The organism is Thiocapsa sp. C2-2m (assembly GCF_041903745.1).
Classification (GTDB): Bacteria; Pseudomonadota; Gammaproteobacteria; order Chromatiales; family Chromatiaceae; genus Thiocapsa; species Thiocapsa roseilacustris.
Map to the genome: position 1 here is coordinate 203,606 of NZ_JBBWVD010000004.1, position 12,967 is coordinate 216,572.

General features: G+C 64.9%; 12 protein-coding genes. 5 read left to right on the plus strand and 7 right to left on the minus strand.

Translation table 11 applies throughout. The features are described 5' to 3' along the window. Positions 1 to 198: 198 nt before the first annotated feature. The 6 genes from AADX97_RS04730 to AADX97_RS04755 form a co-directional block, all read right to left on the minus strand. Positions 199 to 1,266 (minus strand): phytoene/squalene synthase family protein, encoded by a 1,068-nt coding sequence (locus AADX97_RS04730; RefSeq protein ID WP_374232248.1) that lies wholly within the window; start codon positions 1,264 to 1,266, stop codon positions 199 to 201. After that, positions 1,247 to 2,815: a phytoene desaturase gene (locus tag AADX97_RS04735; RefSeq protein WP_374232249.1), complete on the minus strand. Its 1,569-nt coding sequence runs from the start codon at positions 2,813 to 2,815 to the stop codon at positions 1,247 to 1,249. The genes AADX97_RS04730 and AADX97_RS04735 overlap by 20 nt, the downstream gene beginning before the upstream one ends. A 200-nt stretch (positions 2,816 to 3,015) precedes the next feature. Further along, positions 3,016 to 3,918 carry an alpha/beta fold hydrolase BchO gene (bchO, locus tag AADX97_RS04740; RefSeq protein ID WP_374232250.1) on the minus strand — a complete coding sequence of 301 codons (903 nt, stop codon included), beginning with the start codon at positions 3,916 to 3,918 and terminating at the stop codon, positions 3,016 to 3,018. Positions 3,919 to 4,062: 144 nt separating this feature from the next. Next, positions 4,063 to 5,862: a magnesium chelatase subunit D gene (locus tag AADX97_RS04745; RefSeq protein ID WP_374232251.1), complete on the minus strand. Its 1,800-nt coding sequence runs from the start codon at positions 5,860 to 5,862 to the stop codon at positions 4,063 to 4,065. After that, positions 5,859 to 6,884, minus strand: coding sequence for a magnesium chelatase ATPase subunit I (gene bchI, locus AADX97_RS04750; protein WP_374232252.1), 1,026 nt, complete (start codon positions 6,882 to 6,884; stop codon positions 5,859 to 5,861). The genes AADX97_RS04745 and bchI overlap by 4 nt, the downstream gene beginning before the upstream one ends. Positions 6,885 to 7,100: 216 nt before the next feature. Further along, positions 7,101 to 8,111, minus strand: a complete 1,011-nt coding sequence (locus AADX97_RS04755) for an alpha/beta fold hydrolase (protein ID WP_374232253.1) — start codon at positions 8,109 to 8,111, stop codon at positions 7,101 to 7,103. An 87-nt stretch (positions 8,112 to 8,198) separates the two neighbouring features. Here AADX97_RS04755 and AADX97_RS04760 point away from each other — a divergent pair, with 87 nt between their 5' ends. The 5 genes from AADX97_RS04760 (at position 8,199) to AADX97_RS04780 (ending at position 11,162) form a co-directional block, all read left to right on the plus strand. Then, entirely contained in the window at positions 8,199 to 9,485 is a 1,287-nt protein-coding gene (locus AADX97_RS04760) for a Coenzyme F420 hydrogenase/dehydrogenase, beta subunit C-terminal domain (RefSeq protein ID WP_374232254.1), read from the plus strand. A 129-nt stretch (positions 9,486 to 9,614) separates the two neighbouring features. Continuing rightward, positions 9,615 to 9,884, plus strand: coding sequence for a type II toxin-antitoxin system Phd/YefM family antitoxin (locus tag AADX97_RS04765; protein WP_374232255.1), 270 nt, complete (start codon positions 9,615 to 9,617; stop codon positions 9,882 to 9,884). A gap of 4 nt (positions 9,885 to 9,888) precedes the next feature. Beyond that, the gene (locus AADX97_RS04770) at positions 9,889 to 10,197 is read left to right on the plus strand and encodes a type II toxin-antitoxin system RelE/ParE family toxin (protein ID WP_374232256.1); all 309 of its coding nucleotides are present in this window, start codon (positions 9,889 to 9,891) and stop codon (positions 10,195 to 10,197) included. Positions 10,198 to 10,548: 351 nt separating this feature from the next. Beyond that, positions 10,549 to 10,869: an antitoxin gene (locus AADX97_RS04775; RefSeq protein WP_374232257.1), complete on the plus strand. Its 321-nt coding sequence runs from the start codon at positions 10,549 to 10,551 to the stop codon at positions 10,867 to 10,869. Further along, on the plus strand, positions 10,752 to 11,162 hold the full coding sequence (locus AADX97_RS04780) for a type II toxin-antitoxin system VapC family toxin (protein ID WP_374238772.1): 411 nt from the start codon (positions 10,752 to 10,754) through the stop codon (positions 11,160 to 11,162). Before AADX97_RS04775 ends, AADX97_RS04780 begins: the two co-directional genes overlap by 118 nt. 1,021 nt (positions 11,163 to 12,183) lie before the next feature. Here AADX97_RS04780 and AADX97_RS04785 read toward each other — a convergent pair. Continuing rightward, the coding region (locus AADX97_RS04785; RefSeq protein ID WP_374238667.1) for a reverse transcriptase domain-containing protein at positions 12,184 to 12,967 on the minus strand (784 nt) is incomplete at its 5' end.

Sequence of the window (12,967 nt, forward strand, 5' to 3'; positions counted from 1 at the left end):
TGTCGCTCTGGACGCGGTTTAGGAACGGTTCAAAAATAAGTCAGACAACTCGACGAGAAAATCCCTGTGCGACGATTTGTCGTTGTCGTTGTCGATTACGACAACGACAACGACAACAATTCGATTCTGTGCTCCACCGATTTCTGACACGTGACTTCTCGAGCCCCCGCATCGCGTGCCGATGACGAGGAAAGCGCGTCAGTTGGTCAGTGCGCGCTCGCGCTCCTCGAGCTGCTCGAAGAGCTCCAGCACCCAGATCACACGACCGCCCAGGCCTGCGGGGGCTGCGGCGTCTTCTTCACTGGAGCGATGGGCGGAGTAGACCACGGCGTCGACCAGAAAGCGGGTCTCGTCAAGCGGAGGAGCGGTGACATAGCGCGGCGACAGCACGGCGGTTCCGAGGATCGGGGCCAAGAGCTGCACCTTGCGACTGCCGGGCACCACGGCACGCCGAGAGATGGAGTCCAGACCCTGACGCTCGACCTGACGACCGATCTCGGCATAGAGATAGCGCGCGGCATTGATGCCGGCACGGCAGCCCATCGGCAACCCGGCGATCCCCGCATCGGAGCGCACATAGAGCGTATCGGCCGCGCGCAGCAGACGCTCGATCACGCCGGCGATTGCGTCGTTGAAGACGGGTTCCTTCAACCATGCCTCGGGATCGATCCCTGCCTCGCGCATCCACGACATCGGCAGATAGAGACGGCCGTTGCGGGCGTCTTCTCCGACATCGCGGGCGATATTGGTCAACTGCATGGCCACGCCCAGATCACAGGCACGCGCCACCAACTGCGTGCTCCGGGCACCCATGAGCGCCGCCATCATGGCGCCGACGGTACCCGCGACCCGCGCCGAATAGTCGTAGACACCCGAGATGTCCTCGAAGCGCCGACCTTCGGCATCCCACTCGAACCCTTCGAGCAGGGCCTCGAGCAGCGCCTTCGGGATCCCGAAGCATCTGACAACGTCGGCCAGGGCGCGATCCGTGTATTCATCGATCGGCTCACCGTCGTAGATGCGGTCGAGACGGTGGTGCAGCTCGGCCAAGGCGCGCGTCTGTGCGCCGGGCTCGTCGCCCGCGCAATCGATCGCATCGTCGGCGATGCGACAAAAGGCGTAGAGCGCGATGGCCGGATCGCGAATACGCTGAGGCAAGAGGAAGGAGGCCGCGTAGAAGGAACGCGAGCCGGTCCGCAGCAGTTGTCGACACGCGGCGAGGTCCGCCGCGCTCGCATAATAGGTCTTAAGCATAGGTTGAGGCATCGGGCACCACCGTATCGAGAACACGGGCCGACGACAGGACACCGGGCACACCTGCACCCGGATGCGTCCCCGCACCGACCAAGTAAAGGCCTTTCACCTCTTCGCTCGCGTTGTGCGGTCTGAACCATGCACTCTGCAAGAGGATGGGCTCAAGACTGAACCCGGCCCCGTTGTAGGACAGAAGCCTGTCCTGGAAATCCCGCGGCGTCGTGACGAGCGAGGCGACGATCTCGTCTTCCAAGCCCGGCAGGACGGTTTCACTCAGATAACGTGCGATCCGTGCCCGGAAGGGCTCGGCTTCCTTCTCCCAGTCGACATCGCCCTTTAGGTGCGGAACCGGGGCCAAGACGTAGAAGGCGTCGCAACCCTCCGGTGCCAAACCCGGATCCGTCGCCGTCGGGCGATGCAGATAGAGACTGAAGTCGTCCGCCAGTCGCTTGTTCTTGAAGATATCGTCCAGCAGCCCTTTGTAGCGTGGGCCGAGCAGGATCGTATGATGGGCGACGTCGGGATACTGGCGCTTGGTGCCGAAATACCAAACGAAGAGCCCGTTGGAGTATTGGGCGCGGTCGATCTTCTGATCCGTCCAATGACTGCGATGCTCGGCCGGCAAGAGGTAGCGATAGGTCCAAGCGGCGTCTGCGTTGGACACTACGACCGGGGCGTCGATCGTCTCGCCGGACTTGAGCCGGACACCGGTCGCCGTGCCGTTCTTCACCAGGATCTGCTCGACCTCTTCGCGGTAGCGAATCGTTCCGCCTTGGCCTTCGATGAGGCTAACCATCCCGTTGACGAGCGCACCCGTACCACCGATGGCCGAGTGCACGCCCCACCTGCGCTCCAGGAAGGAGATGAGCGTGTAGATTGAGGTGACGGAGAAGGGATTGCCGCCGATCAGCAGCGGATGGAAGGACAGGACCTGGCGGATGTAGGGGTCTTTGATGTACTTGGAAACCATCGCATAGACGCTGCGATGGCTGCCGAGCGTGATCATGTCCGGCACGATCTTGAGCATGTCAGTCCAGGAGTTGAAGGGCACATGGCCCAACTGCTCGAAACCGACTTTGAATATCGCCTGACTATGTTCCATGAAGCGATCGTAGCCATCGACATCCCGCGGCGAGAATTTGGCGATCTGCGCCTTCACGGCATCCGCGTCGCCGTTGTAATCGAACACCTTGCCGTCGTCGAAACGGATCCGGTAGAAGGGATCCATCAAGCGGATGTCGATCTCCTCGGAGAAGGTGCGACCGCACAGCCCCCAAAGCTCGTCGAGCAGGAAGGGCGCGGTGATGATGGTCGGACCGGCATCGAAGGTGAAGCCGTCGATCTTGTGGACGTAGGCACGACCGCCGGGCGCGTCGAGACGCTCGAGCACGGTGACCTGATAGCCCCGAGCGCCTAGGCGAATCGCGGCGGCCAACCCGCCGAATCCGCTGCCGATGACGACCGCATGCGGCTTGCCGCGACCAGGGTTGTGCTCGGAGACCTGCGATGCCGTGAGTGTCAAGTCTGCATGACCTTCTGTAATGTCAATGTTGGTTGACATTATAGCAAGAACCGGCGTTTGTCAGCCCCTGCTAGATCAAGTCGGAGCCAAACTCATGATCCGAGATCCGGCAGTTGAACGCTTCGTGTTGCACGCAAGGAGTTGACGACCTTGCGGATCGCGTTCAACTGCCGGATCTCGGATGATGAAGGCCGGAGAGACAAAGCACCCGCGGTGCGGTTCGCTCCGCTCATCGATCTCTACACCGCCCGGGGCCTTCCATCCGCAAGACCCAGCCGGTCAGCTAGACCCTTGACCAGATCCGCAACCTCTGCGGGGCGTTCCTCGTGGGCGAGGTGCCCGAGAGCCGGCAGCGAGATAACCTCTGCACTCGGGAGTCGCTCGCGCACGCGGCGGGCCTCGGACGGAGATACCGTCTGGTCGCCCTCGCCGACGACCAGAAAGAGCGGCGGCTCGAGACGGCTCAGCTCGGGGGCGAGCGCGGCGAGATCCCAGTTGGCCATCATAGCGAGGCTGGCACCGACATGCGAGGGATGGCGGACCAGGCGCTGATAGAGGTCGACGCCGGCCGGCTCCAGGGTCGAACCGGTGCTCTGGACTAGACGCTCGACCACCCGCCGGTCGGCGGCGCGCCGAGCGAAGAGACGCGCGACCAGGACATTCGCGGCCATCAGCTTGGCGGCGGGTGAAAAGATGTGCGCCGGGAGTCCGCGCCAGGGCATGAGTGCCCCGTTGAGACTCACCAAACCCCTGGGCCGGATGGAGCCATCCAACACCATCCGGATCAGGATCGCCGCGCCGGCCGAGTGCCCGAGAACGAGATCCGGCGTGCAATCGAGCGTACGAATCAGGGCGTGAACGGCAGTGGCCATGCCGGGCAAGGACATGCGTTTCGACGGCAGGGCACCGGTGAACCCGTGACCGGGAAGATCGGGCGCAACGACGGTGAAACGATCGGCAAGTGCCGGGGCGAAGCCGCGCCAGGAGTGGGTCGCGGCCCCGGTGCCGTGGAGCATCAGGAGTATCGGCCCGGAGCCCATCTGCTGGATGTGCCAGCGCAGACCGCCGGCCTCGACGAAGCGGCTGGCCGCGCGATTGGGCCAGTCGCGACCCTCGATGTCCCAGCGTGGCGTATCGGCCATCAGGCGGCGCCTGCAAGGCTGAGCCGCTCACGGGGCGGTGGAGTGGCACGCGCAGCTGTGCTCCGGCCTCGCTGCCGAAGAGTCGAGCGCAGCTCGACGATCCCGGGCTGTGCGCCTTTGCGGGCCATCAGCGCGCTCCCGGGCTCATCCTGCGGCGCGCACGGCATGGGACAACGAGGTCGCGTCGGCATGCGGCAAGGGCAGGTAGCGCGCACCCATCTCGACCGCCAGATCACGACCCTGTTGCTGCGGACGCGGCGAGGTGTCGATCACCAAGGAGGTGATCTCGACCGAGCGCACCAAACGCGCCGCGGAGAGGGCATCCTCGTTGGCGCGCGCACGCCCGCCGGTGCCGTCGCGCGCCACGTTGGCGCGACCGTCGGTCATGATGATGAGGATCGGCGTGCCGCCCCGGCGTTTGACCGAATCCGCGAGCACCATCCCCAGATCGATCCCGGACGCGAGCGGTGTCCCGCCGCCGCCCGGCAGGCTGGCCAGCGAGCGCTTGGCCCGGACCAACGAGCGTGTCGGCGGCAGCAGCACCTCGGCGAACTGACCGCGGAAGGCGACCAGTGCGACCCGGTCGCGGCGCACATAGCAGTCCGCCAGGAGCAGCTCGACGGCACCCTTGGCCTCGGCCAACCGATGGAGTGCCGAAGACCCCGAGGCATCCACGACGAAGATGGTCGTGGTCTCGGAGCGATGCTTGAAGCGGGTGATGCGGAAGTCGTCCTGACGGATCTCGATGCGGTTGGACTCGCCGCCGAAGCGCGCAACCTCTTCGCGACGCAGACGCTGCCAAGGTGCGGCGGCACGCAGTGTCTCGACCACGTTCAGCCGCAGACCGGCACGCGGCTCGCCGCGCAGGACACCGGCCGGGCGCCCGCGCAGGGGTGCATTCTGGACGGCGCCGGCCTTGCCCGTGGCACGGGCGCGCGAGCGCCGCAGCTTGCCGAGCTGGAGCTGCGCAAGCAGATCTGCAGGAATCGCCGCCTTGGTGGCCTCGAGCACCTGGTCTTCGAGCTCTTTGGGCTCCTGCTGATCCTCGCCCTTGTCCTGCTCTTGATCCGGCTCTTCGGGCTCGGGCGGGGGCGGCTCGTCCGGCGGCTGCTCCATCGGGGGCAACATGGTCGCGCGCGGGGCGAGCACCAGTCGGCCGGCGACGGCGAGATCCTCGTCCGCAACCTCGGTCCGGCCGTCGAGCGCGGCGGCGGCACAGGCCGCTCGGGCGGCAAAGATGGATGCGCGCAGCGAGGGGATGCCCAAGGCCAAGGCCGTACTGCAGAGCGCCTCGATCTGGGCGTCGCTCACGTCGATCGCGGGGAGCAGGGCGCGCGCGGCGAGGATCTCGTCGGCGTCGTAGTCGCAGGCGACCGCCTCGTGCACGCGGATGTGTGTGAGATCCTGATGGAAGGCCAGACGGTCGAGCAGCGCGTTGAGCAGACCCTCGTCGTCGCCGACACCCTCGTCCAGCGCAACCACGGCGAACCGTGCAGGCGAGCGCATCGCCAGACCGTCGCGCTCGAGGACCACTTCGCCCGAATCGAAGGCCATGGTGAGACGCGCCGCGGTGCCGGCCGCGATCCGCTCGGCCATCGCCAGCTCGACGACCCCGCCGTTGGCCTCGACCAGCAGACCCCGCTCGGCGACCGGCCGACCGGCGCTCAAGGTCGCAGCCAGATCCAGACCGCCGAGCAGGCGACCGTCGGAGACATGCAGCGGGATGCGCCGCATCGGCGTGCCGGGCGGCTGCAGGTCGCGCATGATCGTCAGCCATTGATCGCGCACCGGGCCGGCGAGCGAGCGCAGCGCGACCCCACCGGTTCCGACCGGGTCCACCGACATGAGGGCCGCCGCGAGCACGGCGTCCTCCCAGCGCGAAACCCCGGCCTCGCCGTGCGGACGCTCGGGCGCCGAGTCAGGCACCGCCGCAGGACTGCTCATTCCCCGAACAACTCCCCGACCGCCCGCTGGACCCGGCTGGTCGAGCCGGACTCGTCCAGCGGATCGCGGCGCAGACGATGCCGCAGCGCGGAGGCCGCGACCTGAACCAGATGCGCATCCAGCACCACGGCATCGCCCTTGAGTGCAGCCAAGGCGCGGGCAGCGCGGATAACGGTCAGCTCGCCGCGCAGTCCATCGGTACCCAGCTTGATACAGAGCCGGCCCGCCTGCTCCAGGGTCGCGTCCGGGACCTCGACGGTCGGGAGGAAATCGCGCGCCTTCTGGATCTGGTTGCGGACTTTGCCGTCCTGGCGCTTCCACTTCTGCACGAAGGCCGGCGGGTCGCGCTCGAACTCGTCGCGCAGCCGCACGACCTTCATGCGGGTCGGCAGATCCTGCGGGGTCTTGACCTCGACCGAGAGACCGAAGCGGTCCTGGAGCTGCGGGCGCAGCTCGCCCTCCTCCGGGTTACCCGAGCCGACCAGCACGAAGCGGGCGGGATGGCGAATACTCAGACCTTCGCGCTCGACCAGGTTCTCGCCGGAGGCGGCCACGTCCAGGAGCGAGTCGACCAGGTGGTCCTCGAGCAGGTTGACCTCGTCGATGTAGAGGAAGCCACGATGGGCTCGGGCCAGGAGTCCGGGCTCGAAGGCCTTCTCGCCTTTGGTCAGTGCGCGCTCCAGATCCAGCGCGCCGATCACGCGGTCCTCGGTCGCACCGAGCGGCAGATCGACCACGGGTACCGGCACCATCCGGCTCTTTAGCGGACCTTTGGCGCGCTTGGTCCGGCACTCGGCACAGAGCGCGTCCTCGCCCGCCTCAGGGTCGCAGTTATAGACGCAGTCGACGGCACGCATCTTCGGCAGAAGCGCCGCGAGACCACGAATCGCCGTCGACTTACCCGTCCCGCGGTCACCGAAGACGAGAACGCCGCCGATCGAGGGATCGATGGCCGCAATCAAAAGGGAGCGCTTCATCTCCTCCTGGGCGACGACAGCGGAAAACGGAAACGGGATGGGCATACGCAGCGAACCTGGTTGCAGTGAGATTGAATTGCAGTGTGCTTGGGACCGAAGGATACGGGGCGCGACCCTAGCGCCCCGGCTTCAGTCAGGTCAAGCGGAGTCGGTCAATGCGAAGCCGTTTATGGGCGAATCGAGCGCGATTTGGGCTCTTTTCGCATCGACTCGAGCGCGCCCGGGTCAGAGAGCGGTTCGGGGCGGGCTTCGGAATCGTCGTCACAAGCCTCGTGCATCCAGCCACTCGCCCACGACCGCCTCGAACGCCTCCGGACATTCTTCTTGCGGGACATGCCCGCAGCCCTCGATGACCGCAAAGGTCGCGTCCGGCAGCGCCTCGGCCACGCGCCGACTGTCCTCGATCGGCACCAGCCGATCGGTCTCGCCGCTGACCAGCAGGACAGGGATCGTCACCTCCTCCAGATGTGCGCGCACCGTCACCGGCGCAGAGAGCGACAAGGCCAGCAGCTCGCCCCAAGCGAGATCCCAACCCGCAACCCGGGTGTGAATCCCGAACTGCACACGTCGCTCCTCCGTGATCCCGGACGGGTCCGCGTAGGACAAATCCATCAAGGCGCCATTCTCACCCAACTTGCGCGCGATCAATAGACTCAGACGGCGCATCTGCGGCAGACTGGCCAACCACTCGGGCAAGGTCGGCCGCGTGGCGTAGACCCAAGGCGCCACCAGGATCAGGGCCGACACCCGCTCGGGGTGGGCCAACGCCGCCTCCAGAGCGAGCGTCCCGCCCGAGGAATTGCCGACCAGGACCGCACGCTCCAAACCGAGGGCATCCATCACCGCGAAAAGCTGCGTGATGGCGGCATCCTTCGAATAGGGATTCGGGCCCTCCCAATCGGCGCGCGCCGGCTTGGCGCTGAGGCCATAGGGGAGCTGATCGTAGGCGACCGTCCGGCCCCGGGCGGCGAAGGCATCGAGCACCGGCTGCCAGGTCCAGGCGTTGAAGGTAAAGCCGTGCAGCAGGATGAAAGGTGCTGCGTCGGACGGCGCCCGGGAGTCAGCCGACGACGTCTGCTCAAGATAATGGACTTCAAGACCCGCGGTCCCCGCGAACGGAATCCCGACGAAACGACTTTCGGCTGACGCCGCCTCCGCGTTGGAGGCGAGCCCGTCGCTCGGCTTCGCCGAGATCAGAAAAGGCCCGGCAACGACCGCCAAGACAACAAGTACAACGAGACCAGCCAACACCCTGAGGAGAATTCGAAGCATGTCCGTTCCTTCAATGACGAGCCCAATAACGCGCGGGGCGCTCGTCGCCGCCCATGAGCCCAAGCAAGACCTCCCGGGGGCATTCGAATGACGAGCACCGACATTGCACCGATGGAAGAGGGTCCTTCGAAGGGACTCGACCAGATCTCGTTGCTCAGCAGCGACGAGCGGCTCAAGGGGCGTCCGCGTCTCTGTAGCGACTGCGGCTTCTGCGACAGCAGCCTCAAGCTGCTAATGTCGCAGACCTGCACCTTCGTGCGCAACCAGACCCGCGGGATCGAGCAGCGTCTGCACGGGCGCACCCGCCACGCCGGCGAAGAAGGCCGCTTCGGGATCCATCGCGCCATGTATGCCGCGCGGATGGCGCGCCCCAACCCCCACGCCCAATGGACCGGCATGGTCACGGCGCTGGGCGCGCGCCTGCTCGAGCAGGACAAGGTCGACGCCGTCATTACCACCGCCGCCGCACCCGGGACGCGCTTCAAGGCCCAGCCCATCCTGGCGCGCACCCCGCAGGAGGTGCTGGCGACCGCAGGCAACAAGCCCTGCCTCTCGCCGGCACTCGGCCTGATCGACGCGGTGCGCGATCAGGGCATCAAGCGTCTCGCCGTCGTCGGCACCGGCTGCCAGGTCCATCAGCTGCGCGCCGCCGAGGCCGAGCTGGGTCTGGAACGCATCTACGTGATCGGCATCCCCTGCAGCGACAACGTCAGCTATCCGGATCTCGAATATTTCCTGACCCAGGTCTCCAAATCGCCCGAGACGGTCGTGCATCACGAGTTCATGCAGGACTTCAGCCTCTGGATGCGCCATGAAGACGGGCACGTCGAGCGCCTGAACTACATCGACTTCCCGATGGACAAGCTGCACGGTATCTTCCCCTCGTCCTGTCTCTCCTGCTTCGACTACGCCAACACACTGAGCGACATCACCATCGGCTACATGGGCGCCCCGTTCGGCTGGCAATGGGTGATGGTGCGCACCCCAACGGGGGAGGAGCTCTTCGAGATGCTCCGCCCTGAGCTGGAGATCGGCGAGCTCACCGAGTCCGGCGACCGCAATCGCGGGATGCCGCGCTACATGGAGCGCCTGAGCCACCCGCCGGGACAGAAACGCCCGCCGATGCCGATCCGCAAGCTGGTCGCCATGCTCCAGCGCACGCGCGGACCCAAGGGCCTCGAGTTCGCCCGCGCCGTCATCGAGATGAAGCTGCTGCGCAACCTCAACTACGTCCGCAGCAAGTTCCCCAATTTCGAGTCGCGCGTCGTGCCCGACCACGTCTACGAGACGCTCGAGCCCTACGCCGAGCTTTACGAGCAGACCTTCGGCCGGCCGCTCGCACCGACGGCGGCCGAGTCTTCGTCGGAGGGATAGGCGGGTGCTATGGCTGGCGGAGGGTGTCGATGCAGGAGGCTGCGGCACCCTCCGTCCAAGGCTTCGTTGGCAGACCACTTAACAGGTGCTACTGTCTCGCCGCCAAGCAAGCCCGAAGATGAGGCGTCCATGAGCGTGAAGTTCTCCGAAGACGTGGTCCCCTTGACCGACCTTAAGGTCAACCCCGGCCGTGTGGTCAAACACGCTGTCGAGTCCCATCGGCCCGTGCTGCTCACCAGTAGGGGGCGGGGGGTCGCCGTCATCCAGTCCGTACCCGACTACGAGCAGGCTGAGGAGGAACGCGCCTTCATGCGCGCGGTGGTCGCGGGATTGGCCGACTTGGACGCCGGCCGCGAGCTCTCCCTAGCCGAGGCCAAGGCACGATTCGGCTTTAAATAGCGGCATGGGCATCGCCGGGATCAGCTTCGCCGATTCCGCCCTCGGCGACTTGGCGAGCATCCAGGAATGGTACGCCGCGGAAGAAGTGCCGGAGATCAGCGACCGGCTCGTCGCCGAGATCTTCCAGCGGGTGGAGGTGCTCGCCGACCACCCGGATATCGGCCGGATTGTTCCGGAGTTTGGCCAATCATTCCTGCGCGAGTTGATCCATCCGCCCTTCCGGATAGTCTATCGCCGGGAATCGAAGCGGGTTCGTATCGTCCGCGTTTGGCGCAGCGAACGGTTGTTGCGGCTGCCGGCTTCGGCCAAGTGAAATTTGCCCTATCCGGGTCGCTTTCGCGACATCGCCATCGTGACCGCAGCCGACGCCGTCCAGCGCATCGATTGAGTCGCTTCGACTCGGAAACCGTTCCGACCGCTTTTCCCCGCGGCGTCGAGCCATGATGGGGCGACTTCTGCGCCAACCTTGAGGGACGTCACACACGGGCCGCTGAGTGGGGCCTGGCTGTATCGAGCGACGTCGACTCGGAGCGACTGAGCATGACAGACAGAGGGCAGTAGAAGCTGCCCCTGATCGCGTGTGCATACGTTAGCGTACGTACGTTTTGGGGGCAATCATGACCACTCTGACGACACGCGCCTTTATGAACGGCAAGGCCAAGCGGTGCGGATTCCCGCCGAGCTGCGACTCGATACCGACCGGGTCGAGATCACCCGAACCACGAATGGCGATCTGATCCTGCGCCCGCTGCACGAAGGCCGAGGTCAAGCACTGCTGGAGGTTCTCAAGGGATTCGACGAGGACTTTGTCGCCGCACAGGACGAGGATCGTGCGCAACGGCAGTTGCCGCAGGACAGGGAGGATCGATGCGATACATGCTCGACACCAACATCCCGATCTATCTCATCAAGAATCGCCCGCCGGGCATCGCCGAGCGCATCGATGCCCTGCCGGCCGAGGATTTGTTGTGCATGTCCTTCGTGACCTACGCCGAGCTGTTCAAAGGAGCCGAACGCAGTACTCGGAAACCCGAGGTCCTGCGGCGCATGGAGAGCCTCGCCCGGCAAGTCCCGGTCTCTTACCCGACCGACCGCAGCATTTGCCACCACTACGCAGCCCAATACACCCGACTCAAGCCTGCCGGGACCCCGATCGGTGGAAATGATCTCTGGATCGCGTGCCACGCCTTGGCCAAGAACGCAACCCTGGTCACCCACAACACCGGTGAATTCGATCGGGTGCTCGGGCGGACGGTGGTGAGTTGGGTCGCGTCGTGAGGGCTGTCCGGGCGGTGAGCACGGAATTCCGGTGAAAGCTGACTCAATTGCGGCTGGCTTCAGGCCGAGATGGCTATATTGTCCTCAGCGATATCGTTCGGGAGGCCCTGCAGGAGCGGGAGAAAAAGCGAGTGGCCCTATTGGCAAAAGGAAAGACCGGAGAGTAGGCCGGGTTCTCACCGCCGTGTAGACAGAAGTTCGTGTTCTCTGTTGCCGCCTGGTTTCCCGGCGGTGCCACAATATCTCTGCCATGTGACGGCTCGTTCCCGGCCCCTCGCAGAACCGGACTTGGAGTGTTACACCATCCGGCTCCCAGCCCGAGTCGTTCACAGTGGAACAGGGGAGCGATCCGGCGCCCTGTCGACTCCGCATTGACGGCACCCGCCGCAGCGCAGGGCTTTGTGCGCACCGCCCAAGGACGGGGCACACCGACTGTGTGAAACGCGCGAGCGTCGTTGCCACGGACAGAGTCCTCACGGTGTAGGGCCGTGTTTCACCCTCGCGTTGTCTCAGGCCGCCACCCCTTTGCTCGACCCGCGTTACCGGGCGTCAACGCTCGTATGGATGGCTCCGACTTCCACGCAACGCCGCCCACGTCCTCGCTTTTAACTTGTTCGCGGGTGCCCGCCTCCAGCGGACCGATGCGTGGATCTCCCTGGTTATCGCATGCTCTCGATGTCAGGCTCGATACGGCCTCGGACCCCGGGGAGTACCCGCATCGCACGCCATACCGCGATACGGATTGTGGCCTGCCGGGGGGCCAAACCCGTCGGCACTCACCCATGTTCTTTTCGGGGCTCAACACCTTCAAGGTCGGCTCCACCCGTTACCTTTGCACCTCGCCTGCTGTCGTACCTACGCATCGATGCGTCTGTTACCAGCCACACCGTACGGGTAGAGACAGCCATTACTGAGCCATCCCCCCCACAGATCCGGACGTGACCAATTCGGTCATCCGGTTCCTCGGTGATCAGGAGCGCAACACCACTCCCGACACATCACTTCGCTACCCCGCCAGCGATCAGACGGCGTGGAGGATTTTGGGATTCGGCAACGGTAGACGTTCCAGCAATGCCGCGAACTTCTTCCATGGCATCGCTTTCTTGCTGTTGCGCCGGTGCAGCCAGTACCGCCAAGCACGACGTACGCGGTCCAGTACCGCCGCCATGGCGCGCGAGTTTCCACGCACGCCAAAGTATTGGTAGTGACCGCGCAGCTTTGCGCACAGCACGCGGTGCTGCTCCTCAATGTTGCGGTGCCGGTTCCGGCGGCACCACTCCCGGATCCCCTGGATCGTCTTCCTGACTTTCTTACGTGCGGTCTTGCGCTTGATGACCCAAAATCCCCGCCTTGACCTCGCCCAGTAGTGGGTGAATCCGACAAAGTCGAATGTGTTGGCTCCCCGCCCGCGCAGTTGTGCACGCGCCGGCCGACTGAAATCGAGGAGGCGGCTCTTCTCTGGATGCAGTTGTAGTCCGTATTTCCCGAACCGCTTCGGCAACACCTCCATGGCGCGCCATGCATCGTTCTCATACTGAAAGCCGATGACGAAGTCATCGGCAAACCGTACGAGGAAGCAATGCCCTCTCATCCGTGGCTTGACTTCAGTCTCGAACCACTCATCCAGTACGTAGTGGAGATCGATATTCGCCAGCAAGGGGCTAATTAGTGCCTGAACAGAAATCACGTTTTCTATTTCCGAACAGTGGGTTATAATATGTCCCCATGATCGAAGATCATGCCGATTTTCGATCGAGAGGGGCAGAGAAAACGCTAACCTATTGATTTCCGGATGACTCGAAGGC